Origin of the sequence: Bradyrhizobium centrolobii (genome assembly GCF_001641635.1) — a bacterium.
GTDB classification, from domain to species: Bacteria; Pseudomonadota; Alphaproteobacteria; order Rhizobiales; family Xanthobacteraceae; genus Bradyrhizobium; species Bradyrhizobium centrolobii.
In genome coordinates, this window is record NZ_LUUB01000097.1 from 21,307 (window position 1) to 46,534 (window position 25,228).

At 64.1% G+C, this 25,228-nt stretch carries 26 protein-coding genes; 5 read left to right on the top strand and 21 right to left on the bottom strand.

The window, feature by feature from the left end:
• Window positions 1-54 precede the first annotated feature (54 nt).
• Window positions 55-441, top strand: a complete 387-nt coding sequence (locus tag AYJ54_RS35550) for a response regulator transcription factor (protein ID WP_063706547.1) — start codon at window positions 55-57, stop codon at window positions 439-441.
• A 24-nt stretch (window positions 442-465) separates the two neighbouring features.
• Here the strand turns inward: AYJ54_RS35550 and AYJ54_RS35555 are convergent, their stop codons facing one another.
• The 17 genes from AYJ54_RS35555 to eno form a co-directional block, all read right to left on the bottom strand.
• Window positions 466-1,437 (bottom strand): tripartite tricarboxylate transporter substrate binding protein BugD, encoded by a 972-nt coding sequence (locus AYJ54_RS35555; RefSeq protein WP_063706549.1) that lies wholly within the window; start codon window positions 1,435-1,437, stop codon window positions 466-468.
• A 208-nt stretch (window positions 1,438-1,645) separates the two neighbouring features.
• A complete protein-coding gene (locus tag AYJ54_RS35560; protein WP_063706551.1) occupies window positions 1,646-2,887 on the bottom strand; it encodes a threonine synthase in 1,242 nt (413 codons plus the stop codon).
• Window positions 2,888-3,018: 131 nt separating this feature from the next.
• Window positions 3,019-4,440: a dihydrolipoyl dehydrogenase gene (gene lpdA, locus AYJ54_RS35565; RefSeq protein WP_063706553.1), complete on the bottom strand. Its 1,422-nt coding sequence runs from the start codon at window positions 4,438-4,440 to the stop codon at window positions 3,019-3,021.
• Window positions 4,440-4,616: a hypothetical protein gene (locus AYJ54_RS51585; RefSeq protein WP_201724300.1), complete on the bottom strand. Its 177-nt coding sequence runs from the start codon at window positions 4,614-4,616 to the stop codon at window positions 4,440-4,442. The genes lpdA and AYJ54_RS51585 overlap by 1 nt, the downstream gene beginning before the upstream one ends.
• A 12-nt stretch (window positions 4,617-4,628) precedes the next feature.
• A complete protein-coding gene (locus AYJ54_RS35570) occupies window positions 4,629-5,987 on the bottom strand; it encodes a pyruvate dehydrogenase complex dihydrolipoamide acetyltransferase (protein ID WP_063706556.1) in 1,359 nt (452 codons plus the stop codon).
• A 63-nt stretch (window positions 5,988-6,050) separates the two neighbouring features.
• Window positions 6,051-6,503, bottom strand: coding sequence for a nucleoside deaminase (locus AYJ54_RS35575; RefSeq protein ID WP_082906011.1), 453 nt, complete (start codon window positions 6,501-6,503; stop codon window positions 6,051-6,053).
• A gap of 2 nt (window positions 6,504-6,505) precedes the next feature.
• Window positions 6,506-6,811 carry a DUF5076 domain-containing protein gene (locus AYJ54_RS35580; RefSeq protein WP_063706559.1) on the bottom strand — a complete coding sequence of 102 codons (306 nt, stop codon included), beginning with the start codon at window positions 6,809-6,811 and terminating at the stop codon, window positions 6,506-6,508.
• 3 nt (window positions 6,812-6,814) lie between these two features.
• Entirely contained in the window at window positions 6,815-8,197 is a 1,383-nt protein-coding gene (locus tag AYJ54_RS35585; RefSeq protein ID WP_063706561.1) for a pyruvate dehydrogenase complex E1 component subunit beta, read from the bottom strand.
• Between the two features lie 29 nt (window positions 8,198-8,226).
• Window positions 8,227-9,249: a pyruvate dehydrogenase (acetyl-transferring) E1 component subunit alpha gene (gene pdhA / locus AYJ54_RS35590; protein WP_063706562.1), complete on the bottom strand. Its 1,023-nt coding sequence runs from the start codon at window positions 9,247-9,249 to the stop codon at window positions 8,227-8,229.
• Between the two features lie 170 nt (window positions 9,250-9,419).
• A complete protein-coding gene (locus AYJ54_RS35595; protein WP_245329214.1) occupies window positions 9,420-10,985 on the bottom strand; it encodes a glycerophosphodiester phosphodiesterase family protein in 1,566 nt (521 codons plus the stop codon).
• A gap of 45 nt (window positions 10,986-11,030) precedes the next feature.
• Window positions 11,031-12,548, bottom strand: a complete 1,518-nt coding sequence (gene adh / locus AYJ54_RS35600; RefSeq protein ID WP_063706566.1) for an aldehyde dehydrogenase — start codon at window positions 12,546-12,548, stop codon at window positions 11,031-11,033.
• A gap of 287 nt (window positions 12,549-12,835) precedes the next feature.
• Window positions 12,836-13,795 (bottom strand): GAF domain-containing protein, encoded by a 960-nt coding sequence (locus tag AYJ54_RS35605; RefSeq protein ID WP_063706568.1) that lies wholly within the window; start codon window positions 13,793-13,795, stop codon window positions 12,836-12,838.
• A gap of 212 nt (window positions 13,796-14,007) precedes the next feature.
• Window positions 14,008-14,325: an FtsB family cell division protein gene (locus tag AYJ54_RS35610; RefSeq protein WP_063706570.1), complete on the bottom strand. Its 318-nt coding sequence runs from the start codon at window positions 14,323-14,325 to the stop codon at window positions 14,008-14,010.
• Window positions 14,326-14,582: 257 nt separating this feature from the next.
• Window positions 14,583-15,134 (bottom strand): NADPH-dependent FMN reductase, encoded by a 552-nt coding sequence (locus AYJ54_RS35615; protein WP_063706572.1) that lies wholly within the window; start codon window positions 15,132-15,134, stop codon window positions 14,583-14,585.
• 177 nt (window positions 15,135-15,311) lie between these two features.
• Window positions 15,312-16,307, bottom strand: a complete 996-nt coding sequence (locus AYJ54_RS35620; protein ID WP_063706574.1) for an MBL fold metallo-hydrolase — start codon at window positions 16,305-16,307, stop codon at window positions 15,312-15,314.
• A 112-nt stretch (window positions 16,308-16,419) separates the two neighbouring features.
• On the bottom strand, window positions 16,420-17,559 hold the full coding sequence (locus AYJ54_RS35625) for a zinc-binding dehydrogenase (RefSeq protein ID WP_063706576.1): 1,140 nt from the start codon (window positions 17,557-17,559) through the stop codon (window positions 16,420-16,422).
• 33 nt (window positions 17,560-17,592) lie between these two features.
• Window positions 17,593-18,876: a phosphopyruvate hydratase gene (gene eno / locus AYJ54_RS35630; RefSeq protein WP_063706578.1), complete on the bottom strand. Its 1,284-nt coding sequence runs from the start codon at window positions 18,874-18,876 to the stop codon at window positions 17,593-17,595.
• A gap of 177 nt (window positions 18,877-19,053) precedes the next feature.
• On the opposite strand from eno, the gene AYJ54_RS35635 reads away from it, so the two are divergent.
• From AYJ54_RS35635 to modA, 3 genes are all read left to right on the top strand, one after another.
• The gene (locus tag AYJ54_RS35635; protein WP_063706580.1) at window positions 19,054-20,031 is read left to right on the top strand and encodes a Vgb family protein; all 978 of its coding nucleotides are present in this window, start codon (window positions 19,054-19,056) and stop codon (window positions 20,029-20,031) included.
• A 40-nt stretch (window positions 20,032-20,071) separates the two neighbouring features.
• Entirely contained in the window at window positions 20,072-20,533 is a 462-nt protein-coding gene (gene queF / locus AYJ54_RS35640; RefSeq protein WP_063706582.1) for a preQ(1) synthase, read from the top strand.
• A 115-nt stretch (window positions 20,534-20,648) separates the two neighbouring features.
• A complete protein-coding gene (gene modA, locus AYJ54_RS35645; protein WP_063706584.1) occupies window positions 20,649-21,446 on the top strand; it encodes a molybdate ABC transporter substrate-binding protein in 798 nt (265 codons plus the stop codon).
• Window positions 21,447-21,580: 134 nt separating this feature from the next.
• Here modA and AYJ54_RS35650 read toward each other — a convergent pair whose 3' ends face one another.
• On the bottom strand, window positions 21,581-21,832 hold the full coding sequence (locus AYJ54_RS35650) for a hypothetical protein (RefSeq protein WP_063706586.1): 252 nt from the start codon (window positions 21,830-21,832) through the stop codon (window positions 21,581-21,583).
• 199 nt (window positions 21,833-22,031) lie between these two features.
• Here AYJ54_RS35650 and AYJ54_RS48240 point away from each other — a divergent pair, with 199 nt between their 5' ends.
• On the top strand, window positions 22,032-22,364 hold the full coding sequence (locus AYJ54_RS48240; protein WP_082906013.1) for a hypothetical protein: 333 nt from the start codon (window positions 22,032-22,034) through the stop codon (window positions 22,362-22,364).
• A 248-nt stretch (window positions 22,365-22,612) separates the two neighbouring features.
• On the opposite strand, the gene AYJ54_RS35655 is transcribed toward AYJ54_RS48240, so the two are convergent.
• From AYJ54_RS35655 to AYJ54_RS35665, 3 genes are all read right to left on the bottom strand, one after another.
• Window positions 22,613-23,818 carry an MFS transporter gene (locus AYJ54_RS35655; RefSeq protein ID WP_063706588.1) on the bottom strand — a complete coding sequence of 402 codons (1,206 nt, stop codon included), beginning with the start codon at window positions 23,816-23,818 and terminating at the stop codon, window positions 22,613-22,615.
• Window positions 23,818-24,666 carry a 3-deoxy-8-phosphooctulonate synthase gene (kdsA, locus tag AYJ54_RS35660; protein ID WP_063706589.1) on the bottom strand — a complete coding sequence of 283 codons (849 nt, stop codon included), beginning with the start codon at window positions 24,664-24,666 and terminating at the stop codon, window positions 23,818-23,820. Before kdsA ends, AYJ54_RS35655 begins: the two co-directional genes overlap by 1 nt.
• A 123-nt stretch (window positions 24,667-24,789) precedes the next feature.
• Window positions 24,790-25,116, bottom strand: coding sequence for an NIPSNAP family protein (locus tag AYJ54_RS35665; protein ID WP_063706591.1), 327 nt, complete (start codon window positions 25,114-25,116; stop codon window positions 24,790-24,792).
• Between the last annotated feature and the right edge of the window lie 112 nt (window positions 25,117-25,228).

Below are 25,228 nucleotides of genomic sequence, written 5' to 3' on the forward strand. Positions count from 1 at the left end.
TTCCGATGGGCGGCTGTGCCGCGGCCGGCGGCTCCCCGATCAGGAGCGATCCTTTTGTCAGTGCCTTCGATTGTTTCCGTCATTGATGATGATCCGTCCGTCCGCCTTGCGACGAACAATCTCCTGGCGTCGCGGGGATACACGGTCTACACCTTTGGCTCCGCTCACGAATTTCTCCAATCGGCCGAACTGAACGCGACCTCCTGCGTGATCGCGGACGTTCAGATGTCGACCATGAGCGGCGTCGATCTGCTGATGCATATGCGCGGCCTCGGGCACCTCACGCCTTTCATCTTCATGACGGCTTTTCCCGACGACGCCGTGCGCGAGCGCGCGCTGAAAGCCGGTGCCATCTGCTTTCTGGCGAAGCCGTTCTCCACGCCGGCCCTGCTTCAATGCCTGGAGACGGCACTGTCGGAGCCCGGTGACGCCACGATGTGACGCGACCGCGCCGAGCCCTGGCGCTCAATCCACCTTGATGTTGGCGGCCTTGATGATCGGCCACCATTTTGCGATCTCGGCCTTCTGACGGGCGCCGAGGGCTTCCGGGGTGAGTTGATCCTGCGGCGTCATCTCAAGGCCTTGGTTTTCGAGCTGCTTCTTCACGGCGGGATCATTGAGTGCTTCGACGGCCGCGGCGTTGAGCTTGGTCACGATCTCCTTCGGCGTGCCCTTCGGCACCCACATGCCCGACCACAGCGTCATGTTGAAGCCCTTCAGGCCCGCCTCCTCCGCGGTCGGAATCTCCGGCGCCGACGACAGGCGCTTGTCGTCGCTGATCGCGTAGGCGCGGATGGTGCCGGCGCGAACCTGGTTGATGGAGTTGGAGGTCTGGTCGACGATGACGTCGATCTGGCCGGCGATGAGATCGTTCAGCGCAGGTCCTGTGCCGCGATACGGCACGTATTGCAGCTTGATGCCGGTGACGTTCTCGAAATAGACGCCGGCGATGTGGCTGCCCGAGCCCGCGCCGGCGGTGCCGGCGGTCGCGGGCGACGGGCGCGACTTGAGCCACGCCAAAAGATCCTTCAGCGAGGTCGCAGGCACCGCGTTCTTGCTGACGACGATCATCGGGTTGCTGGGCAGCAGCACCACCGGCTCGAGATCGGCGACGAGATCGTAGTTGAGCTTGTAGACGGCGCCGTTGGCGACATGGGTGCCGAGATGGCCGAAGGAGACGGTGTAGCCGTCGGGCGGCGAATGCACGGCGCGGCCGACGCCGATCGAGCCGCCGGCGCCGGTGACGTTCTCGGTCACCACCGCCTGGCCGAGCGTCACCCGCATGCGCTCGGCAAGCACGCGCGCCATCGCATCCGACGGCCCGCCGGCCGCGAATGGCACGATGATGGTGATGGGATGTGAGGGAAAATCATCGGCGCGCGCAACGCCCGTGAACGCGACAATGCCGATCAGCGCAGCCCAGACGGCCTTCTTCATTGTGTCCTCCCCGTGATTTTCTTTTTCTTCACCTCTCCCCGCTTTGCGGGGAGAGGTCGGAATTCAAGCGCAGCTTGAATTCAGGGTGAGGGGAGCCTCCGCAAATTCGGCTGTCACCGCCCTCGCGGAGACTCCCCCTCACCCCAACCCTCTCCCCGCGAGCGGGGCGAGGGAGAACTACGAGCTCGCGAGCGGCCTTTCGCTCGCGCTAGAACTGCGAGAAATCGATCGGCTTGTGGCGATCGAGCGTGCGGGTGACCGGCGGCAGCGGATATTTCAGGCCGGTCGCGCAGTTGAAGAGCATCACGCGATCGTTCTTCGTGACGCGACCATCCGCGAGGCTCTCCTTATAGGCGGCATAGGTCGCGGCGCCCTCGGGGCACAACAGCAGCCCCTCCTCGCGCGCGACCTCGCTCAGTGCGGACGAAATCTTGTCGTCGTCGACCGCGATGGCAAAGCCCTTGCTCTCGCGCACGGCACGCAGGATCAGGAAATCGCCGATCGCCTGCGGCACGCGGATGCCGGAGGCGATGGTGTGGGCGTCCTCCCAGCGCGTCGCATGCTCGGTGCCGGCCTCATAGGCACGCACCATCGGTGCGCAGCCGGATGCCTGCACCGCGACCATGCGCGGGCGCTTCGAACCGATGAAGCCGATCTTCTCGAGTTCGTCAAAAGCCTTCCACATGCCGATCAGGCCGGTGCCGCCGCCGGTCGGATAGAAGATCACGTCGGGCACGTCCCAGCCGAGCTGTTCGGCGAGTTCGAGGCCCATCGTCTTCTTGCCCTCGATCCGGTACGGCTCTTTCAGCGTCGAGGTGTCGAACCAGCCGACCTTGGCCTTGCCCTCGCCGACGATCTTGCCGCAATCGTCGATATAGCCGTTGACGCGGTAGACGGTCGCGCCCTGGAGCTCGATCTCGCTGACATTCACTTCAGGTGTATCGGCCGGGCAGAAGATCGTGGTCTTGATGCCGCAGGCCGTCGCATAGGCCGCGAGCGCCGCGCCCGCGTTGCCGTTGGTCGGCATCGCCATGTGCTTGATGCCGAGCGCCTTGCCCATCGACACCGCCATCACGAGCCCGCGCGCCTTGAACGACCCGGTTGGCAGGCGTCCCTCGTCCTTGACGATGATCTCGCCGCCACCGAGCTTTGCCCCGAGCTTCGGCAGCCGGATCAGCGGCGTCGCTACTTCGCCGAGCGAGACGATGTCCTTGCATTTGCGCACCGGCAAGAGCTCGCGGTAGCGCCACATGTCGGTGGGGCGCTGGGCCAGCGCGTCCTTGGTCAACACCTTCTTCACGCCGGCGAGGTCATACCGCAGCAGGAGCGGCTTGCCGGCCTTGGAGAGGTTGTGGACCTCATCGGCGGGATAATGATCGCCTTCCATCGCGCATTCGAGATGCGTGACGAAGGTCGGACGTTCGATGGTGAGGTTGTCGTTGTCTTGCATGGCTCGCTTCTTTCTTCTTGCTTATTCCGCCAGTCTCTCCCGTCCGTCATTGCCGGGCTTGACCCGGCAATCCATCGATTTGCTTGATGGATGCGCGGGTCAAGCCCGCGCATGACAAGCAGAGAGTGCGGCTAGATGTTCAGCACTCGCCCGTAGGCATCCAGCACGGCTTCCTTCATCATCTCCGACAGGGTAGGATGCGGGAAGACCGTGTGCATCAGCTCTTCTTCCGTCGTCTCCAGATTCATCGCGACGACGTAGCCCTGGATCAGCTCGGTAACCTCCGCGCCGATCATGTGGGCCCCCAAGAGCTGGCCCGTCTTCTTGTCGAAGATCACCTTGACCAGGCCCTGGTCCTCGCCGAGCGCGATCGCCTTGCCGTTGCCGACAAAGGGGAAGCGGCCGACGCGAATCTCGCGGCCATTCTCCTTGGCCTTGGCTTCCGTCAAGCCGACCGAGGCGACCTGCGGGTGGCAATAGGTGCAGCCCGGGATCATGTTCTTGTCCATGGCGTGCGGATGCAGGCCCTTGATCGCCTCGACGCAGATCACGCCCTCATGCTCGGCCTTGTGAGCCAGCATAGGCGGACCTGAGACGTCGCCGATGGCGTAGATACCAGGGACGTTGGTCTTGCCGTAGCCATCGATCACGATGCAGCCGCGGTCGGTTTTGACACCGAGCTTCTCGAGGCCGAGATTCTCGATGTTGCCGACGACACCGACCGCAGAGATCACCCGTTCGAACTCGGTCGTGACCGGCTTGCCCTTGCCGTCGTCGATGGTGGCGACGACGCTGTCGGCCTTCTTCTCGAGCTTCGTGACTTTGGTCGAGGACATGATCTTGATGCCCATCCTTTCGAATCGCTTGCGGGCAAGGCCTGCAATCTCCGCATCCTCGACGGGCAGGATCTGCGGCAGCACCTCGACCACGGTCACGTTCGAGCCCATGGTGTGGAAGAACGAGGCGAACTCGATGCCGATCGCGCCGGAGCCGACGACGAGGAGCGATTTCGGAATCCGGTCCGGGATCATGGCCTCAAAGTAGGTCCAGACCAGCTTCTTGTCGGGCTCGAGCCCCGGCAGCACGCGCGGCCGCGCGCCGGTCGCGACGATGATGTGTTTTGCCTGGTAGGTGCCCTCGCCGAGCGAACCCTTCGGTCCCTCGACGTCGGACTTCTTCACGATGATCTTGCCGGGCGCATCGATCGAGGCGGCGCCCCAGATCACGCTCACCTTGTTCTTCTTCATCAGGAAGCCGACGCCGTCGTTCAGCCGGTTCGAGACGCCCCGCGAGCGCTGCACCACGGCCTTCGGGTCGAACGAGACCTTCTCCGCCGACAGGCCATAATCCTTGGCGTGCTGCATGTAGTGATAGATCTCCGCCGAGCGCAGCAGCGCCTTGGTCGGGATGCAACCCCAGTTCAGGCAGATGCCGCCGAGATACGACTTCTCGACGATCGCCGTTTTAAAGCCCAGCTGGGCAGCGCGGATCGCGGTGACATAGCCGCCCGGGCCGGAGCCGATGATGATGACGTCGAAGGATGTGTCGGCCATTATCTATACTCCAGCCAAATTCCGCCCAGGATCGCCGTCCAGACGAGCGCAAGCGCGCCCGCGCCGATGGTCATGATCCTGAACTGCGTCGTGGATACGAGGTCACGTTGAAAGGCAACTAGCGAGGCGATGATGATGGCGATGAGCAGGACGTACGGACCGTAGATCACGTACATGGCTGCCGCTCATCACACCATCATCATGACGGGGTTTTCGATGAGCTGCTTGAACGCGCCGATCAGCTCGGCGCCGAGCGCGCCGTCGATGGCACGGTGATCGCAGGACAAGGTCACGCTCATCATCTGCGCGATCTCGATCTTGCCGCCGCGCACGACCGGCCGCTCCTCGCTGGTGCCGACCGCGAGGATGGTCGCGTGCGGCGGGTTGATCACCGCGGTGAAGTGGTTGATGCCGTACATGCCGAGGTTGGAGACGGCCGTGGTGCCGCCCTGGTATTCCTCGGGCTTGAGCTTGCGCGAGCGTGCGCGCGCGGCAAAATCCTTCATCTCGTTGGAGATCGTCGAGAGCGTCTTGGTCTCCGCCTTGCGGATGATCGGCGTGATCAGGCCGCCGGGCATCGCAACGGCAACGCCGACGTCGGAATGGTGGTGCTTGACCATGCCGGACTCGGTCCAGCTCACATTGCAGTTCGGGATCTTCTGCAGCGCGACCGCCATCGCCTTGATGACGAAGTCGTTGACCGAAATCTTGTAGAGCGGCTTCTTCTCCTTGTCCTTCGGAGCTGCGGCGTTGATCTCCTCGCGGGCGACGAGCAGCTTGCCGATGTCGCAGTCGATGGTGAGGTAGAAGTGCGGGACGTTCTGGATCGACGCAGTCAGGCGCTGCGCGATGGTGCGGCGCATGCCGTCATGCGGGATGATGTCGTAGGAGCCGGGCTCGAACAGCGCCAGGATCTGCTTGTCCGACATGGTCGGCGCGATCAAGGGACCGGCGGACGGCGCGGCCGCCGGCGCCTTGAGGCCCTTGCCGGACTTGGCCTCTTCGACGTCGCGCGCGACCACGCGGCCGTGCGGGCCGGTGCCCGTGACCATCGAAATCTCGATGCCGGCGTCCTTGGCAAGTCGCCGCGCCAGCGGCGAGGAGAACACGCGGCCGCCCTGGCCGTTGCCCTTCGCAGCCGGAGCCGCGGCCTGCGGCGCCGGTGCGGCGGCGGGCGGCGCAGCCTTTGGCGCGGCTGGAGCGGGCGCGGGAGCCGGCGCAGCGGCGGGCGCTTCCGCGGCTTTCGGCGGCGCAGCCGAAGCGCTGGGCTTGGCGGCGCCTGCGCTCGCGGCCTTCACGTCCTCGCCCTCGCCGGCGAGCACCGCGATGACGTCGTTGACCGCGACATCCTGCGTGCCCTCGGGCACCAGGATCTTGGCGATCGTGCCCTCGTCGATGGCCTCGACCTCCATGGTGGCCTTATCGGTCTCGATCTCGGCGATGACATCGCCGGATTTGACCTTGTCGCCCTCTTTCTTCAGCCACTTGGCGAGGTTGCCCTTCTCCATCGTCGGCGAGAGAGCGGGCATCAGGATGTTGATGGGCATGCTGACCTCACGAAGAACTTCTCAAAACGTCGCCTTCCATGCGGAAGGACGAACAGACCAGGTTTAGTTGCCGATGTCGCCCTGCCACAGGCGCTCATTGGCGGGATTGGAACGCCACGTCTTCATCATGGTGATGGAGCGGTCGTCGGCAAGATCGATCCAGGGGATGCTGAACTTGTCGAGGATGTCCTTGGAGCCCGGAAACGTGACGGACTCGCCGATCACCACCAGCGAGACCTTGAACAGGCCGAGCGCGCCGGCGCACATCGAGCATGGCGACAGCGTGGTGTACATGACGGTGTCGTGGAACGAGATGACGCCGGCGTCGCGCAGGCAGCTCATCTCGCCGTGCAGGATGACGTTCTTCTCCTGCACGCGGTTGTTGTGGCCGCGGGCGATGATTTTCTTCTCGCGCGTCAGCACGGCGCCGATCGGCAGGCCGCCCTGCGCGATCGAGGCCTCCGCCTCGCGGATCGCCTCCAGCATGAAATCGTAGTGATAGGCTTCGACCGCCACGCTCAGTGCCCCTTCTGCCCGCGAGGCGTCGTGGTGCCGAGATCGGTCGGCCGCTCGATCTCGGCCTGGAACATCTCGAGGATCCGGTCCAGCGCCTCTTCCTCGGTGTATTCGCTTTCGCGGGCATAGGCACGCGCGGCGTGGCGGGCGAGATCGACCAGTAGAAGGCCCCACATGTCGGGTTCTTCGAAGGCGCGTTGGAACGCCATCGACAGCCCGCCGTCCAGCACGAACACGCGCAGGATCTCGACCGCGTCCTCGCGGGCGATGACGTCGGGCGGCAGTGGCTGCTCCTTCGGGCCTGCCATGGTCTACCTGTAGCAGACGGCTTTGGCTGCCTCGACGACTTCAGCCGCCGAGGGCAGCGCGAGCTTCTCCAGGTTCGCGGCATAGGGCATCGGCACGTCCTTGCCGGAGACGCGCGTCACCGGCGCGTCGAGATAATCGAAGGCATGCTCCATGATGCGGGCGGCGATCTCGGCGCCGACGCCGCTCTGCGCCCAGCCCTCCTCCACCGTGACGGCACGGCCGGTCTTCTTCACGGAGTTGACGATGGTCTCAGTGTCCATCGGACGCAGCGTGCGCAGGTCGATGACCTCGGCCTCGATGCCCTCCTTGGCGAGTTCGTCGGCGGCCTTGAGCGCGTAGGTCATGCCGTTCGACCAGGAGATGATGGTGACGTGGCTGCCCGAACGCACGATGCGCGCCTTGCCGATCGGAATCACGTAGTCGTCGAGCTTCGGCACCTCGCCGGTATGGCCGTAGAGCACCTCGTTCTCGAGGAAGATCACCGGATTGGGGTCGCGGATCGCCGCCTTGAGCAGGCCCTTGGCGTCGGCCGCCGAATACGGCGCGACCACCTTGAGGCCCGGGATGTGCGAGTACCAGGCGGAATAATCCTGGCTGTGCTGGGCCGCGACGCGGGCCGCCGCGCCGTTTGGTCCTCGGAATACGATCGAGCAGCCCATCTGGCCGCCTGACATATAGAGCGTCTTGGCGGCGGAGTTGATGATCTGGTCCATCGCCTGCATGGCGAAATTGAAGGTCATGAACTCGACGACCGGCTTGAGGCCGGCCATCGCGGCGCCGATGCCGATGCCGGCAAAGCCGTGCTCGGTGATCGGGGTGTCGATGACGCGCTTGGCGCCGAACTCCTGGAGCAGGCCTTGGGTGACCTTGTAGGCGCCCTGATATTCGGCGACCTCCTCGCCCATCACGAAGACGTCCGCATCGCGGCGCATCTCCTCGGCCATGGCATCGCGCAGCGCTTCGCGGATGGTTTGCGTTACCATCTCGGTGCCGGCGGGCACTTCCAGATCGGGCTCGGCGACGGCCTGCGGCGCGGACGGCGCGGCGAATTTCGGCTGCGGCGCCTCGGCCTTCGCGGCGGCCGGCGGTGCTTCCGCAGCAGGCTTGGGCGCGGGCGCCTTCGCAAGATCAGCGGCGCTCTCGCCGTCGGCGAGGATCGTCGCGATCGGCGTGTTCACGGCGACGTCAGCCGTGCCTTCGGGGATCAGGATCTTGCCGAGCGTCCCCTCATCGGTCGCCTCGACCTCCATGGTCGCCTTGTCGGTCTCGATCTCGGCGATCACGTCACCCGACTTGATCTGCTCGCCCTCTTTTTTCAGCCACTTGGCGAGGTTGCCCTTTTCCATCGTGGGCGACAGCGCGGGCATCAGCACTTGAATTGGCATATCGGCTCCAAAAGAAAGCTTGCGCGCGTTCAGCGGTAAACGTCGGTCCAGAGCTCGGAAGCATCCGGCTCGGGATCATGCTGGGCAAAGTCGGCGGACGCATTCACGATGTCGCGAACCTCGGCGTCGATCGCCTTGAGATCCTGCTCGCTCACCTTGGCAGCCAGCAGGCGGTTGCGCACCTGCTCGATCGGGTCCTGGTCGTGGCGGACCTTCTCGACCTCCTCGCGCGTTCGGTACTTCGCGGGATCTGACATCGAGTGGCCGCGATAGCGGTAGGTCTGCATCTCCAGGATGACCGGGCCCTTGCCGGCACGGCACCAGGCGACCGCCTCGTCGGCGGCAGCCTTCACAGCGCGGACGTCCATGCCATCGACCTGATGACCGGGGATGTTGAAGGAGAGGCCGCGCTTGGAAAAATCCTGCTGCGCCGAGGCCCGCGAGACCGACGTGCCCATGGCGTAGCGGTTGTTCTCGATGACGAAGATCACCGGCAGCTTCCAGAGCTCCGCCATGTTGAAGCTCTCATAGACCTGGCCCTGGTTCGCCGCACCGTCGCCGAAATAGGTGACGGCGACGTTGTCGTTGCCGCGATAGTGATTGGCGAAGGCGAGCCCCGCGCCAAGCGAGACCTGGGCGCCGACGATACCGTGGCCGCCGTAAAACTTCTTCTCCACGCTGAACATGTGCATGGAGCCGCCCTTGCCCTTGGAATAGCCGCCGCGGCGGCCGGTGAGCTCGGCCATGACGCCTTTGGCCTCCATGCCGGTGGCGAGCATGTGGCCGTGATCGCGGTAACCGGTGATGACCTGATCGCCGTCCTTCAGCGCCATCTGCATGCCGACCACCACGGCCTCCTGGCCGATATAGAGATGGCAGAACCCGCCGATCGCACCCATGCCATAGAGCTGGCCGGCCTTCTCCTCGAATCGCCGGATCAGGAGCATGTCGCGGAGCGCCTTGAGCTCCTGCTCCTTCGTGAATTCCGGGGGCGAACCGCCGTTGGTCTTGTCCTGTGGAGTGCTTGCGGCGGCTTTCTTGGGTGCGGCCATGGGAATTCCGGGTCAGAGAGAACTTCAGCCCTCTCTAACCCAAGTCAAACGCGTGCGGAAGCGCTGCGGCGTCATGGCACGACTTTCATTATGCCGCACTGCAACGTGACCGAAATATTGCAAAATCTTTGGCGCCGATCAGGCAACATTAGCTCTCCGCGAAGCCGGCCTCACCAGCCCAGCTCGCGCAGATAGGCTGCACGGGCGCCAACTCCGGTATGCGTGAAGTCGGTGAAGACCCCATCCACGCCGAGACGGAAGAATTTGAGATATTCCAGGCTTGGGTCGCCGTGATAGTCGGCAGCCAGATACTTCTTCTCGTTTCGGAAAGTGAAGACATGCACGAACAGGCCGAGCTTGTGCGCGTCGGCAACGAGGCTGGTTGCTTCCTGCGTCGAAGCCTCCGGCGTCGATCCCTTGTAGGGAGTGCCATCGGCGTTGCTGTCCTTCCACGGAGAAATCTTGAGTGGAACGATATAAGCCTTCCACGGCCCTATGCCGTCGGCATAGGTCTTGATCTCCGCAAGGCCTTCGGGAGTTAGCATCGCATCGTACAAGCGCGCGTCACCCGAGACCGTCCAATCGAACGGACGCGAATTGGTGACGTTGTTGAGGACGACATTGCCGGTCTTGAAATCCACACCGTTGCCATCGATGAGCTGGACCTGACGTGTCTCCAGGCCATGGCTACGCATATATTTCAGGCTACCTGGCTCGAAGCTCTGAACAAGGATGGGGGCGTCCTTCGAGTTGAGGCCGTTGTCCTTGATGATCTTGATCAGAGCATCCTCGAGCGGGTGGCTGCCGGGCGCGCCACAGCCATTGGCAATCGCCTGGGCATTGTTCCAGGTCGGATTCTTGGTTTCCGGATAGACGGCGATGGGACGCCCCGTCTCCTTGCTCTTGGCCTTGGCGATGTCGATGATTTCCTGGAAACTGATGATCGGGAACTTGCCGTTGAAGACCTTCGGCCTTTCGTTGGCCGCATCATAGGTGGTGCCGGCGATCCAGTCCTTCAACTCGGCCATGGTGAAGTCGGAGATCGACCAATCATTGGTGTGGTTTTCGCCGTCCACGATCAGCGATTTCAGCACCGATTTTGGGTCGGCCGGATCGGTGAGATCAGTGAGGTATTCAGCAGGCCCGCTGGTGGGAGATTGGGCCCACTTCACTTTGACGAGGACACCGGGCACCGTGCGCTTGCGGGCCGCAACCGCCGCATTGGTCTTCGCCACCTCGGCAACGTTGGTATTGTCGCTCAGCCAAGGGTTGTGACGTGCGACCAAGATACAATCCTTGGTCAGGTGCAGGTCCTCTTCGAGCGCGTCGGTTCCCAGCGCTGCGGCAAGGTCATACGATGCCTCGGTCTCTTCAGGCACCAGCCCCGGCACGCCGCGATGCCCGAGGATCAGGGGCGGCCTTCCATCAAGGGTCAGGAGATGCTTAGCGCCGGCTGGCGCCGAACCGGTCTGCGCGAAGGCCATCGATGGCGGGAGGAGCGCCAAAGCCGCCGCGCCGAACAGCATCGCTCCAACACGCACGTTCCGTCGTGAACGACTGTTCTTCATGGCCAAGCCTTTCGTCTTTTGCCTGGCATCGCTTCGAATGCCACGGCGCTCTCGTCGTCTTGTCTCAATTCTCTGACAGACGGATGACGGGGGCTGGGTAGACAAAGCTCCCGGGATGCACGGTGCGGATTGGCAACCGCATCCGGAGGCGTGCGCGCCTTGTCGCATTGTTCGGAACGGGCGGCGCCGAAACGGCGCCGCCCTCTCCGCCGATCAGAAGAAGCCGAGCTTCTTCGGGCTGTAGCTGACCAGGAGGTTCTTGGTCTGCTGGTAGTGATCGAGCATCATCTTGTGGGTCTCGCGCCCGACTCCCGACTGCTTGTAGCCGCCGAACGCTGCGTGCGCAGGATAGGCGTGATAGCAGTTGGTCCAGACCCGGCCGGCCTGGATCGCGCGGCCGAAGCGGTAGCAGCGGTTGGCGTCGCGGCTCCAGACGCCGGCCCCGAGGCCATAGAGCGTGTCATTGGCGATCGCGAGTGCCTCGTCATCGGTCTTGAAGGTCGCGACCGAGACGACGGGCCCAAAAATCTCCTCCTGAAAGATGCGCATCTTGTTGTGGCCCTGGAAAACGGTCGGCTGGACATAGAAGCCGCCGGCGAGATCGCCGGCCAGGCTGGCGCGCCCGCCGCCGGCCAGAACCTTCGCCCCCTCCTTCCTGCCGATGTCGATATAGGAGAGAATTTTCTCCAGCTGCTCGCGCGAAGCCTGGGCGCCGATCATGGTGTCGGCCTCACGCGGATCGCCCTGCTTGATATCCGCGACGCGCTTGAGCGCCCGCTCCATGAAGCGATCGTAGATGTCCTCATGGACCAGCGCGCGGCTCGGACAGGTGCAGACCTCGCCCTGGTTGAGCGCGAACATGACGAAGCCTTCGATCGCCTTGTCGAAGAAGTCGTCGTCCTCAGCAGTGACGTCCTTGAAGAAGATGTTCGGCGACTTGCCGCCGAGCTCGAGCGTGACGGGAATGAGGTTCTGGCTGGCATATTGCATGATCAGCCGGCCCGTTGTGGTCTCGCCGGTGAAGGCGATCTTTGCGATCCGCGGGCTCGAGGCGAGCGGCTTGCCGGCCTCGAGGCCAAAGCCGTTGACGATGTTGAGGACGCCGGGCGGCAAGAGGTCGCCGACGATCTCGGCCCAGACCATGATCGAGGCCGGCGTCTGCTCGGCGGGCTTGAGCACCACGCAATTGCCGGCGGCGAGCGCCGGCGCAAGTTTCCAGCACGCCATCAGCAGCGGGAAATTCCACGGAATGATCTGGCCGACGACGCCGAGCGGCTCGTGGAAATGGTAGGCGATGGTGTCGTGATCGATCTCGCCGATCGAGCCTTCCTGGGCGCGCACCACGCCGGCAAAATAGCGGAAGTGATCGATTGCGAGCGGCAGGTCGGCGGCGCGCGTCTCGCGGATCGGCTTGCCGTTGTCCCAGGTCTCGGCGATCGCAAGGCGCTCGAGATTCTCTTCCATGCGGTCGGCGATCTTGTTCAGGATCGCGGCACGCTCGGCGACGCTGGTGCCTCCCCAGGCGGCCTTGGCGGAGTGCGCGGCATCGAGGGCAGCCTCGACGTCCTGATGGTCGGAGCGCGCGATCTTGCAGACGATCTGGCCGTTCACCGGCGAGGCATTGTCGAAATAGCGGCCCGAGATCGGCGCGACGAATTTGCCGCCGATGAAATTGTCATAGCGTGCGGCGAAGGGAACATTGGTGACGCTGAGGAATTCAACCTTGTTCATTGATCACTCCCGATGTTTGCTGTTTGCGCTATCCGTCGCGTGGTCACGACTTGCGCCGACGATGTCGCGGGAGCGATTTCCTGTCAGCCCGGGCGGAAGCGATGGTCAGACCGACCTGTCGCAGTTCTGCGACACTCGTTCGGGCCACACTGAAGGTCCTCATCGTGAGGGGCGCGCTTGCGCCCCGTCGTCATTGCGAGCGCAGCGAAGCAATCCAGAGTCCCTCCGCGGAAAGATTCTGGATTGCTTCGCTACGCTCGCAATGACGACGAGGGAACAGCGAACGCTCAGTGCTTCAGCTCGAACCGCTTGAGCTTCCGGTGCAGCGTGGCGCGGCTGACGCCGAGCGCCTTGGCGGCCGCCGAAACATTACCGCCCGCGCGTAGCAGCGCCCGCTGCAACACCGCGCGCTGACCGCCTGCAAGGTGGTCGTGCGCCGCATCGCCACCGAGGACATCGGCCGCAGGCACCGGCTGCAACGGGCGGCCGGGCGCGATCCCCAGCCCCACCCGGGCGGACCGGGTCGCGCCGATCACGAGATCGTCCGCATCGACCGCGACGAGGCCGCCGCACTGGCCATCCGACGCAGCCGTCAGCACGATGCGGGCATGGGCGAAGGCTCTGCGAAACAGATCTGCCTCGATGCGCTTGGCCGCTTCGCCCGCTGCGAGCGCGATCAGGCTGGAGAACGCGTCGGTCCGGTCGGCGCGGCAGGAGGAGACGTCGAGCACGCCCGCAAGCGCGGCCTCGTGATCGTAGATCGGAACGGCGGTGCAGCTCAGAAGCGTGTTGCGGGTGAAGAAGTGCTGGTCGCGATCAATCGTCAACGGCCGCTGCTCGACGAGACAGGTGCCGATGCCGTTGGTGCCCTCATGCTCCTCGCTCCATAGCGCGCCGGTCCACAGGCCCCAGGATCGAAACGTCACGTCGTCGGCCGGCGTGCCGCGGCGATCGACCGGCACGCCCTCCCCGTCGGCGAGCAGCACGCAGCAGCCGGCCGCGCCGACCGCCTGATACAGCCGGTCCATCGCGGCTTGCGCGGCAGCCAGAAGTGGCGCGATCCGCTCGCGCGCCCGATGCAGCTCTGCCTCGGTCAGCCGCATCGGCTGACTGTGGCCGGCGGGATCGAGATGATGCAGTCGGGAGGAACGGCGCCATGAGGCCACGAGGGCGGAACGTGCCGCCTGGCCTGACGCGATGGCGGCCTCGACGCGGGCCGCGTGATGCCGGGACGTTGGCCCATTCATCACTGTTTCCTCCGGAGGGCAGTCTAGGCGGTGCCGGCACGGCCCGATTGATCTTCGTCAACCTTGGGCGGCACGGCACCCGGCCAAGCCATGAACCCGACGCTGCGCCGTCGTCAAGGCGGCAATCCGGCCGCGGCCCTACGACTTTCGGTACGCGGCTATCGGAATTCGGTGGCGGCTTTCGCTGGCAGTTTCGGAACGTTCGGAAAGCGTCAGTTCGGCAGGTTCATCCGAACGAGATCATGCGGATTGACATAATCAAGCTGGAAACGCGCCCGCTCATCCAGCATGTCGGGATCGATCTTTTCCGAGCGGAGCAGCGACACGCGCTGCTCGCTCCTGGCACGCTCGCGCTTGAGCTGCGCCAGTTCGCTGGTGAGCGCGATGATCTCCTGGTCGAGTTCCTGGCGCGCGTTCAGGCCGTACTTGCCGGTGTAGGCGTTGACGCCGAAATAGCCGACGATCGCGGCCGCCATCATGTAGAGGGCAAGGCCGGTCAGGATCGACTTCAGACGCGCGCGGGTGACCATGTCCGGCAAGATGGGACAGGTTGGTTAAGGGAGTGCTAATTCCAAGCGATCCCGCCTGCTCTCCGCTCCGTCGTCCGGCAAGAAGAGCCAGCCATGGAACGAGGTCTCGCCACGCGTCATGCCCGGCCTTGTGCCGGGCATCCACGTTCTTGTCACCGCGCAGTAAAACGTGGATGGCCGGGACATATAGCGCGAAGACGCGCTTTGCGCTTTTGCCCGGCCATGACGGAGAGTTGGCAGGCCTCGGCGGGAGAGCGTCAGCCGTGATGCTTCGCCACGTGCGCTGCAAAGGCGTCGATATAGGCCTGGAGCACGGTCTTCAGCGAGTCCTTGACTAGGCTGCCGTCAGCGTCGAAGGCGTCGCCGACCGCATTCAGATAGGTCTCCGGCTGCTGCATGATCGGGCCGGCGATGCCCGGCAGGATGTTCTGAAGCGTCTTTGCCGCGCTCACGCCACCGAGCGGGCCCGGTGAGTTGGAGATGATGCCGACCGGCTTGCCGTTGAACGAGCTCTTGCCATACGGCCGCGAGGCGACGTCGATGGCATTCTTCAGCACGCCCGGGATCGCGCGATTATATTCGGGCGTGACGAACAGGACGCCGTCCGACTTCTGGATTTTTTCGCGGAAGGCCAGCCAATCGGCGGGCGGCGCGCCCTCGAGATCCTGGTTGAAGAACGAGATGCCCGCCAGCGTGATGACCTCGAGCTTGAGAGATGCCGGCGCGAGCTTGGCAAGCGCATTGGCGATCTTCAGCGAGAAGCTGTCCTTGCGCAGGCTGCCGGCGATCGTGACGATGTTGTAGGCCATGGGTTGTCCTTGAGACTTTGAGCGGGAGTGCCGGGTCGGCACTTAATCCACCTGCGTCAGTCGATGCAAGTGCATGAACCGTTCCGATTTGGAAACGCTGCGTTCGCGGAAATGAACCGTTGCCAAAACAATCAGGCCGCCAAGAGGCGGCCTGATCTTTAGCGCAAATCTGTAACCTCAGATCGTCGGATTCCACGCCGACGGGATCAGGCGATATTTGGCGCCGTCCTTCTCGACATGGCCGACCGAGGGGAAGGTGAAGTGGAAGCCGACCACGGTCGCCTTCTCCGCCGCTGCCATGTCGTAGAATTTGTGACGGGTTTCCTGCGCCAGAGCACCATCGGTGTCGAACGCCACGTGCCAGTCCGGATTGCGCAGGAACAGCTCCGGAATGTTGGTGACGTCGGACTGGATCAGCACCTTCGCATTGCCCGAGGCAACCGCGAACGAGGTGTGACCGGGCGTGTGGCCGGGCGTCGCGATCGACGTGATGCCGGGCGCGACCTCCTTGCCCCATTCGTACTTCGTCACCTTCGACTCGAGACCGGCGAAGGTCTTCTTCACGTTCGCGAAGTAGTTCTTCATCATGTCGCTGGAGGCCTTGCCGGCGTTCTCCTCGCTGGCCCAAAACTCCCAGTCCTTCACTGGGACCATGATCTCGGCATTCGGGAAGGCCATCGAGCCGTCGGCCAGGCGGATGCCATTGGTATGATCGGGATGCAGATGCGACAGCAGCACGATGTCGATGCTCTTGGGATCGACGCCGGCGGCCGCGAGGTTTTGCAGCGCGCGGCCGACCGCACCCTTGCTCGCCTCGAAATTCGCGATGCCGTTGCCGCTGTCGATCAGCACCAGCTTGGAGCCGGTGTTGATGAGCTGCGGGTTGAAGGGCACCGTGACCATGCCCTTCGGCATGTAGGCGGCGTCAGCGGCGGCGAGCGCCTCTTCCTTGGGAATGTTGACGACGAACTTGTCGGGCATCGGAAAGCTGCGTGCACCGTCATTGATCGAGGTGCATTCGAAGCTGCCGACCTTGTAGCGGTAGAAGCCCGGCGCCTGCGCGCCGGTTTGCGGCACCGCGGCATTGGTTGCGATTGGTCGCAGTCCGGTCACGGCAGCCGCGCCGACGGCGGCCGCGCCCGCGAGCAAATGGCGGCGATTAAGATCGGTCATGGAGATGTCCCCTTCTATGCGCGTGCGGTTGCCCCGCTTTCAATTGCGGCGCGAATGTTCTCCCGCTTCGCTCAGAAGGCAAGACCTTCTTTGGGCGACGTGCCGCCGCACATCACGAAGATTTATTTGGGTTGATGAGGAATTTTTCGCCGGTGGCACGTTTGGCGTACACGGCGATGTTGGCCGGATCGAGCGCCTCAGGAAGCGAAACCACCTTGGTGTAGTGGCTCGCAAAGGTGGTCTTCAATTCATCGACCACGCGCTGACGCAGCCTGGCGGCATCGGCCTGCCCGATCTTCATAAGGAACGGAAACAAGAGCCAGCCGCCGACGCCCCAGGCCATGCCGAAGCCGCGCGGCAGTTCGATCGGCCGCGTGTCGAGCGCGCCATAGACATAGACCTGCTTGTGCACGTTGGAGCCGTAGCGGCTGTATTCCTTGGCGGTCTTGTTGATCGCGACTTCCATGCAATTGAGGATGTCGCCGGCGAGCTTGCCGCCGCCGATGGCGTCGAAAGCGATGGTGGCGCCGGTCTCGACCAGCGCATTGGTGAGATCGTCAAGGAAGCTCGGCGCGGTGGAATCGACGACGTACTTGGCGCCGATCTGCTTGAGGATGTCCGCCTGCTCCTTGCTGCGCACGATGTTGACGAGCGCAATGCCGTCCTTGATGCAAATCCTGTTCAGCATCTGGCCGAGATTGGAGGCGGCTGCGGTATGCACCAGCGCCTTGTGGCCCTCGCGCCGCATGGTCTCGGTCATGCCGAGCGCGGTGAGCGGATTGACGAAGCAGGATGCGCCTTCGGCGGGCGTGGCGCCGGCCGGCAGCGGCAGGCACTCCCTCACCTTCAGCGTGCGATATTGCGCATACATCGCGCCACCGATCATCGCCACCGTCTTGCCCATCAGCGCCTTCGCAGCATCCGAGGAGCCGGTCCTGATCACGACGCCGGCGCCCTCATTGCCAACCGGCATGGACTGGTCGAGCCGGCCCGCCATCGCCCGCATTGCGGCCGCCGGCACCTGCGCGGTGATGACGGGCGCTTGCTTCGTGCCCGAGGCCTTGGCGGTGCTCATGTCGGCGGCGCCGACGAGCAGGCCGAGGTCGGACGGGTTGATCGGCGTCGCCTCGACGCGGACGACGACTTCGTCCGCGGCGGGTTCGGGGGTCGGCACGTCGAGAAGCGAGATTTCCAGCTCACCGCTCGCCTTGATCAGCGAACGCAGTTGCAGTCCGGTCATGCCGTCGCTCATGTCGATCCTCCCCTGTTCTGTCAAAGCGCCGGCTTACGCCAGCGCCTTCAGCGCCGCCTTGCCGGCATAGAGCGCCTGCTTGCCGAGCTGCTGCTCGATGCGCAGGAGCTGATTATATTTGGCGGTGCGGTCGGAACGCGCAAGGGAGCCGGTCTTGATCTGACCGCAATTGGTGGCGACCGCGAGGTCGGCGATGGTGGAATCCTCGGTCTCGCCGGAGCGGTGCGACATCACCGAGGTGTAGCCCGCCTTATGCGCCATCTCGACGGCGGCGAGCGTCTCGGTCAGCGTGCCGATCTGGTTGACCTTGATCAGGATCGAATTGGCCCGGCCCGCCTTGATGCCTTCCGACAGGCGCTTGACGTTGGTGACGAAGAGATCGTCGCCGACGAGCTGGCACTTCTTGCCGATGAGATCGGTGAGCTCCTTCCAACCGTCCATGTCGTCTTCCGACATGCCATCCTCGATGGTGACGATCGGATAGCGCGCGACGAGGTCGGCGAGATACCTCGCCTGCTCGGGCACCGAGCGGGTCTTGCCCTCGCCTTCATAGACATACTTGCCGTCCTTGAAGAACTCGGTCGAGGCGCAGTCGAGGCCGATCATGATGTCACTGCCCGCCTTGTAGCCGGCCTTGCCGATCGCGTTCATGACGAAGTCGAGCGCGGCATCGGCCGACGGCAGGTTCGGGGCGAAACCGCCCTCGTCGCCGACATTGGTGTTGTGGCCGGCCTTCTTCAGCTCGGACTTCAGCGTGTGGAAGACTTCGGCGCCGTAGCGCAGGCCTTCGGCGAAGGAGGACGCGCCGACCGGCAGGATCATGAACTCCTGGAAGTCGATCGGGTTGTCGGCATGCACGCCGCCATTGATGATGTTCATCATCGGCACCGGCAGGAGGCGCGCCGAGGTGCCGCCGACGTAGCGATAGAGCGGCATGTCGAGCGATTGCGCGGCTGCCTTGGCGCAGGCGAGCGAGACGCCGAGGATTGCGTTGGCACCTAAGCGGCTCTTGTTAGGCGTGCCGTCGAGGTCGATCATGATCTGGTCGATCTGGACCTGGTGCTCGACATCGATGCCGCTCAAGGCCTCGAAGATCTCGCCGTTGACGGCGCCGACCGCCTTGGAGACGCCCTTGCCGAGATAGCGGGCCTTGTCGCCGTCGCGCAGTTCCACCGCCTCATGGGCGCCGGTGGAGGCGCCGGAGGGCACCGCGGCGCGGCCGAGCGAGCCGTCCTCCAGCACGACGTCGACCTCGACGGTGGGATTGCCACGGCTATCGAGAATTTCACGGCCGATGATATCGATGATGGCGGTCATGATGTTGCACTTCCGTTCGTTGGAGCTGATCGGTTCGCCGCGCGTCTTACACGGAGCGCAAGCAAATGTGAACGCTTGGACGGGCCGCTTCGACTGACGCGTGAAGTGCCTCAGACTAAGCTCGACCGCATCTGGTCTACGCGTCCAACCTCAATCTGAAACAGTCGAGGTAACGCCATGAATCGTCGCCAGTTTCTCGCCTCGAGCGCCGCCCTGTTCGCGGTCCGCCCAAGTTTTGCCCAAGAGGGCCCGTTCCGGAAAAAATATTTCCCGATCAGCGCCGGCATCGGCCTGCACGATCTCGCGCCGGCGTCCGACGGTACAGTCTGGTTCACCGCGCAGGGCAAGGGCATGCTCGGCAGGCTCGATCCCAAGGACGGCACCTTCAAGACAGTCAGTCTCGGCCAAGGTGCCGCCCCTCACGGCGTGACGATCGGCCCTGATGGCGCGCCCTGGATCACGGAAGGCGGCCAGAACGCGATCGCCCGCGTCGATCCGGCCGACCTCAAGGTGACGCTGTTCCGCCTGCCCGAAAAGTTCGCCTACGCCAATCTCAACACCGGCGTGTTCGACAAGTCCGGGACCTACTGGTTCACGGGGCAGTCCGGCTATTACGGCCGCCTTGCGCCGAAGTCGGGCGAGATGAGCGTGTTCAAGGCGCCGAAGGGCGTCGGTCCCTACGGCATCGCGGTCACGCCCAAGGGCGACATCTGGTACGCCTCCCTCGCCGGGAGCTATATCGCGAAGATCGACCCGGCGACCGGCAATGCTGGCGTCGTGGAGCCGCCGACGCCGAACCAGGGTTCGCGGCGCGTCTGGTCGGATTCGAAGAGCCGGATCTGGGTCAGCGAATGGAACAGCGGGCATGTGTCGGTGCACGATCCCGCCGACGGCTCCTGGAAGACCTGGAAGCTGCCGGGCGAGCGTCCCCGCACCTACGCGGTCTATGTCGACGACAAGGACAAGGTCTGGCTGACCGACTTCTCGGCCAACGCGATCGTCCGGTTTGATCCGGTGACTGAGCAGTTCAATGTGTTCGCCAGCGACAAGACGAATGCCAATGTCCGCCAGCTCGATGGCCGGCCAGGCGAGCTCTGGGGCTGCGAATCCGGCAACGACCGCATTGTCATGATCCAGACCATCGCCGCCGGTTGACGGCAGTCGCAATTACGTCCATCCCGGGCATCCGCAAAGGATGCAAACGATGGCGCAGAAACCACTTCAGCTCGGCCGCGCGGTCGAATGGCCGCACACGCCGGAAGAAGCCCAGCTCGACCGCGTACCCAATCCGCAAAAGGGCACGGATTATCTGGTGCGCTTCACCGTGCCGGAATTCACCTCGCTCTGTCCCGTCACGGGTCAGCCGGACTTCGCGCATCTGATGATCGACTACGCGCCGGGCGCGTGGCTGCTGGAATCGAAGTCGCTGAAGCTCTACATCGCGAGCTTCCGCAATCACGGCGCGTTTCACGAAGACTGCACCGTGATGATCGGCAAGCGTATCGCCGCCGAGATCAAGCCGAAATTCTTGCGCATCGGCGGCTACTGGTATCCGCGCGGCGGCATCCCGATCGACGTGTTCTGGCAGACCGGCCGCGTGCCGAAGGGACTGTGGGTGCCCGAGCAAGGCGTCGTGCCCTATCGCGGGCGGGGCTAGCTCCTCCGGAGCGCGGAAACCGGATCACCCGTCGCTTTCGCCCGTCAATTTGCTGACTATCATCACGAGATGATCAAGGGCCATCGGCCCAGAATCGTGCCGGAGACGAACGACGATGAAATCGATATCCGCAAAATTGCGCTGCCTTGCCTTGGGCCTCTTGGGCGTCCTGTGGCTGACTAACTCCTCCGATGCTGCCGAGGTCCGGGTGATGATTTCGGGTGGATTGACGGCTGCCTATCAGGCGCTTGTGCCGGAGTTCGAGAAAGCCACCGGCAACACGGTACTGACGGCATTTGGGCCCTCGATGGGGACCACCGTCAATGCGATCCCGGTCCGGCTGGAGCGCGGCGAACCGGCCGATGTCCTGATCATGGTGGGCTATGCGCTCACCGACCTCGTCAACAAGGGCAAGGTCGTTGCCGGCAGCCAGGTCGATCTGACCAAATCGCCGATCGGGATTGCCGTGAAATCGGGTGCGCCGAAGCCGGACATCAGTTCAGCGGAGACGGTCAAGCGCGCGCTGCTGGCGGCGAAAACAGTCGCCTATTCCGATAGCGCCAGCGGCGTCTACGTCTCGACCGAGATGTTTGAAAAGCTCGGCATTGCCGACATCATGAAGGACAAGGCGCGAAAGATTCCGGCAACTCCGGTCGGCGAAATCGTCGCCCGCGGCGAGGCCGAGCTCGGTTTTCAGCAGATCAGCGAACTGAAGCCCGTCCAGGGGATCGATATCGTGGGACCCCTACCGAATGAATTGCAGAAGATCACGGTCTTCTCAGCCGGGATCGCTACCGCTTCCAAAGAACCCGAAGCTGGTCGGGCGCTGATAAAGTTCCTCGCCTCCCCCGCCGCCCGCGAAGCGATCATCTCGAGCGGCATGGAGCCGATCTCGGCAAGTGGAACGAACTAGCGCAGCGCTCCGCTCGTTACGACCTCATCGTCATCCTCAAGGCGGCGGCGCTTGGCCCGAATGCGGGCGATATTAGCGCCCGCGCCGGCGAGGTGCCCGGATGGAGCAGCGCCAATTGTCGGGTCGCGATGGCTTTACGCCACCGCGCGCACCTGGCTGATGAAGCTGTCGACTTCCGATGTCAGCGAGGTCGACTGGCTCGACAAATTGGCAGCGGCCTTGAGCACGCCCGTCGCGGCGCGGCCGGTCTCGTTGGCCGCCGACGAGACGCTCGCGATGTTGCTCGTCCACACGCGACTATGCACCTTCGGCAAATCGGCGCCGGCTGTCATCGGCGCCTTTTCCTTGTCTAGGGCATGGCTGATCAGCCCCTGGCCCAGCGACATGCGTCCCTTCCAAGTGCCTCTCTCGGCGTACCGACGATAGCGTGCCGAACCTGCATAGCGCGCGGCACGTTCCCAACGCATCTTCTTCTCTCGCTAGCAGACTGAAATCAATGAAGGGCGGGAGGGCGCCCGAAAGAGAGCTTGGCGCCGCAGTCCAGCCGTCAGGCCAGTTTGATTATTTGAACAATGGAGTGATGTCATGAAGCGTTTGTGGCTAGTTATTGCAATCCTCCCCGCGCTCGCCAGCGGAGGCGCATCGGCACAATCGATCAACCTTACCGGCATTTATACGTGCGTTGACAAGTGCCGGGGAGGCCTACCTGCTCATATCACGCAGAACGGAGCGGCACTTAACCTCCTGACCGAAGCAGGCGTCCCAGCACAAGCATGGCCAGACTGGTTTTCGCCGACAAGCCGGATCTGGGTCGATGCCTTCAACGAAGGCGCAGTTTATTCCCCGGACGGCATGGTCATTCAGTTCGACAACGGGACCATCTGGCAACGAGGCTTGCCGCCGCCCCGACGCCGGTAGAGCGCAGCTTCAGTCATCTGGCATCAGCCGAATCCGCATAGCGCACAACTCGCTCGCGGCCGCACTCCGGGAGTCCGATCTTCTTGATCGGTAGTCTCATCCCTGCCAGGTGCTACGCTGAATTTGCTCAACATTGAAGGGGTGACTTTCGCCTTGGGTCAGAACCGGTAAGTCTCAGGTCGAGGAGAACAGATCCGCTTTGCTCTCGAAGGCGAAAGCCCCGCGAACAACAAGGATAACCAGAAGCCTCAGCGCGCATCCGCGGGCGCGCGCTGCTTCAGCAGCGTCGCGCAGACGAGGCCCAGCACCACCATGATCACGGCGCTCGCGACCAGCGTCGACATCTTGCCGGCATGCTGCAAACCAAGGCCGTAGGCGAGCGGTCCAACCGTCTGTCCCATGAAGAAGAAGAACGAGTGCAGCGACAGCGCGGTGGCGCGCGCCTCCACCGAGAGCTCGCTGGCGAAGACCTGGAGGCAGCCATGGGCCATGTAGAAGCCCCAGCCCATCACCACGAGATTCAGCGTCTGGATTTCCCAGCGCGGCCCGAAGGCGACGGCGACGAGTTGCGAGGCCACCAGCGTCATGCCTGCGATCATCATGCCCTTGACGCCCAGCTGCGGCAGCAGGCGCGACACTGTCAGCGTGTAGAAGAGACCGCCGACCGCGAAGCCCGCGATGACGATGCCGGCGATCGAGAGCGAGGTCTGCCCGAGATCGAACAGGAAGGACGCGATATAGGGAAACAGGCCGAGCACGCAGCAGCCTTCGACGAACACGGCCGAGTAGCACACATAGGCGTTCGGATTGGTGAAGATGGTGCGATAGCCGGCCTTCAGCGCCGACAGGCTCGTCTTCGGCGGATGCTGGACCTTGGCGCCATGAAAACCGGCCGCTACAGCGATGGAGGCGACGATCACGAGCACGCCGAGCACCGCCAGCACGCCGCGCCAGCCAAGGAAATCGCCGATCAGGCCGGAGGCGGAAGCGCCGAGCAGGTTGCCGGTCATCGCGCCGGCGAGCGTGCGGCTGATCGCGACCTGCCGCTTCTCCGGCCCGACGAGATCGCTGGTCAGGCTCAGCGCCACCGGAAACACGCCGCCGGAGCCGATGCCGGCGAGGATGCGGGTGGCGAACAAAAGCGAGAACGAGGTCGAGAGCGCACCGAGGATGTTGGCAAGGCCGAGCAGCGCGAGGCAGCCGATCATCAGCCGCGTCTTGCCGAAGAGGTCGGCGGCGGCGCCGACAATCGGCTGGATGATCGAGAAGGTGAAGGCGAACACCGCGGCAAAACCTGCGGCGGTTGCGATGCTGACGCCGAAATCCTCGGCGACATGCGGCAGCACAGGATCGAGCGCGCGCGCCGAGAGCGCCGCGGCGAAGCTCGCACCGGAAATCACATAGAGCGCGGCCGGCAAGCCGTGATCGTGCGGCCGCGCCTCCTTTTGCGACATCAGCGCGGATTCTTTGCGAGCGCGTCGAACGCCGTCAGCGTGCGGATCAGACCTTCGAACTCGCGCAAGGGCACCATGTTGGGCCCGTCCGACGGCGCATGGTCGGGATCGGGATGGGTCTCGATGAAGACGCCGGCAACGCCCACGGCCACCGCCGCGCGCGCCAGCACGGGCACGAATTCGCGCTCGCCGCCCGAAGACGTCCCCTTCCCGCCCGGCTGCTGCACCGAATGCGTGGCGTCGAAGATCACGGGCGCTCCGGTGGTGCGCGCCAGGATCGGCAGCGCACGCATGTCGGAGACGAGCGTGTTGTAGCCGAAGGAGGCGCCGCGCTCGGTGACCAGCACGTTGGGATTGTTGGCGCTCGTGATCTTGGTCACGACATTGGCCATGTCCCAGGGCGCCAGGAACTGGCCCTTCTTCACGTTGACGACCTTGCCGGTCGCGGCTGCGGCCAGCAGGAGGTCGGTCTGCCGGCACAGGAAGGCCGGGATCTGCAGGATGTCCACCGCCTGCGCCACCTCGGCGCATTGTGTGGCCTCGTGCACGTCGGTGAGCACGGGAAGGCCGAGCGAAGAGCGAATCTCGGCGAAGATCGGCAGCGACTGCGCAAGCCCGAGGCCGCGGGCCGCCGACGCACTGGTGCGATTGGCCTTGTCGAAGGAGGTCTTGTAGACGAGGCCGACCTTCAGCCGCGCGGCGATCTCCTTCAGCGCGGAGGCCACCTCCAGCGCATGCTGACGGCTTTCGAGCTGGCACGGCCCGGCAATGATCGAGATCGGCAGATCATTGCCGAATTTGACCGTGCCAATGGTGACGACCGGCGCTGCTGACGTTGATGAGCTCAAGGCCAATTTCCCCTCGTTTCGGCGCGACCATAGCGGCGATGAGGGTCGGATCAACCCTCTTCGGGTGGGGGCCGGCCGAATATCAGGGTTGCACCTGGGCGGAGCGCGCCTTTCGGCCGGAAGTCACTTCACCGCGGAGAAGGCGGTCGGCGTCAGGAGCTGGCTGACGATATTACCGACGATCTGTCCGTCCGCTTCCGACTTTGCCCGCGCATCGAGCCAGTCCGGATCGGTCATGAACGCGCCCCACTTCTTCTCGCGCTCGGCAAGCGACTCCCAAGCCAGGAAATAGGTCAGCTCCTGATTGGATTCGCCGATCAGCGTGGTGAAGAACCCGGCCTGGCGGATACCGTGCTTCTCCCACAGCTTCAGCGTGACCGTCTCGAACCGCTTGAGCAGTGCCGGCAGACGGCCGGGGACGCAGCGATACTGACGCATTTCGTAGATCATTCTTGTTCCTCCCTGATCAAGTCCGGCGGTTATAACGGCTGGCCATGTCAGTGTCTTGAGCCCTAGCCGGCCGCCCCCTGTGGCGTTCCGCGCATGGCTGACGACCTTGACC

Coding starts and splice junctions, on each gene's coding strand:
- pdhA (WP_063706562.1), bottom strand. CDS start 9,249: ATGGCCGCACCCAAGAAAGCCGCCGCAAGCACTCCACAGGACAAGACC.
- AYJ54_RS35635 (WP_063706580.1), top strand. CDS start 19,054: ATGAATCGTCGCCAGTTTCTCGCCTCGAGCGCCGCCCTGTTCGCGGTC.
- AYJ54_RS48240 (WP_082906013.1), top strand. CDS start 22,032: ATGAAGCGTTTGTGGCTAGTTATTGCAATCCTCCCCGCGCTCGCCAGC.
- modA (WP_063706584.1), top strand. CDS start 20,649: ATGAAATCGATATCCGCAAAATTGCGCTGCCTTGCCTTGGGCCTCTTG.
- AYJ54_RS51585 (WP_201724300.1), bottom strand. CDS start 4,616: ATGTACGTGATCTACGGTCCGTACGTCCTGCTCATCGCCATCATCATC.
- AYJ54_RS35580 (WP_063706559.1), bottom strand. CDS start 6,811: ATGGCAGGCCCGAAGGAGCAGCCACTGCCGCCCGACGTCATCGCCCGC.
- AYJ54_RS35610 (WP_063706570.1), bottom strand. CDS start 14,325: ATGGTCACCCGCGCGCGTCTGAAGTCGATCCTGACCGGCCTTGCCCTC.
- AYJ54_RS35555 (WP_063706549.1), bottom strand. CDS start 1,437: ATGAAGAAGGCCGTCTGGGCTGCGCTGATCGGCATTGTCGCGTTCACG.
- AYJ54_RS35560 (WP_063706551.1), bottom strand. CDS start 2,887: ATGCAAGACAACGACAACCTCACCATCGAACGTCCGACCTTCGTCACG.
- AYJ54_RS35650 (WP_063706586.1), bottom strand. CDS start 21,832: ATGTCGCTGGGCCAGGGGCTGATCAGCCATGCCCTAGACAAGGAAAAG.
- AYJ54_RS35585 (WP_063706561.1), bottom strand. CDS start 8,197: ATGCCAATTCAAGTGCTGATGCCCGCGCTGTCGCCCACGATGGAAAAG.
- AYJ54_RS35620 (WP_063706574.1), bottom strand. CDS start 16,307: ATGACCGATCTTAATCGCCGCCATTTGCTCGCGGGCGCGGCCGCCGTC.
- queF (WP_063706582.1), top strand. CDS start 20,072: ATGCAAACGATGGCGCAGAAACCACTTCAGCTCGGCCGCGCGGTCGAA.
- AYJ54_RS35615 (WP_063706572.1), bottom strand. CDS start 15,134: ATGGCCTACAACATCGTCACGATCGCCGGCAGCCTGCGCAAGGACAGC.
- AYJ54_RS35605 (WP_063706568.1), bottom strand. CDS start 13,795: ATGAATGGGCCAACGTCCCGGCATCACGCGGCCCGCGTCGAGGCCGCC.
- AYJ54_RS35655 (WP_063706588.1), bottom strand. CDS start 23,818: ATGTCGCAAAAGGAGGCGCGGCCGCACGATCACGGCTTGCCGGCCGCG.
- AYJ54_RS35595 (WP_245329214.1), bottom strand. CDS start 10,985: ATGCGACAAGGCGCGCACGCCTCCGGATGCGGTTGCCAATCCGCACCG.
- lpdA (WP_063706553.1), bottom strand. CDS start 4,440: ATGGCCGACACATCCTTCGACGTCATCATCATCGGCTCCGGCCCGGGC.
- eno (WP_063706578.1), bottom strand. CDS start 18,876: ATGACCGCCATCATCGATATCATCGGCCGTGAAATTCTCGATAGCCGT.
- AYJ54_RS35625 (WP_063706576.1), bottom strand. CDS start 17,559: ATGAGCGACGGCATGACCGGACTGCAACTGCGTTCGCTGATCAAGGCG.
- AYJ54_RS35665 (WP_063706591.1), bottom strand. CDS start 25,116: ATGATCTACGAAATGCGTCAGTATCGCTGCGTCCCCGGCCGTCTGCCG.
- AYJ54_RS35570 (WP_063706556.1), bottom strand. CDS start 5,987: ATGCCCATCAACATCCTGATGCCCGCTCTCTCGCCGACGATGGAGAAG.
- adh (WP_063706566.1), bottom strand. CDS start 12,548: ATGAACAAGGTTGAATTCCTCAGCGTCACCAATGTTCCCTTCGCCGCA.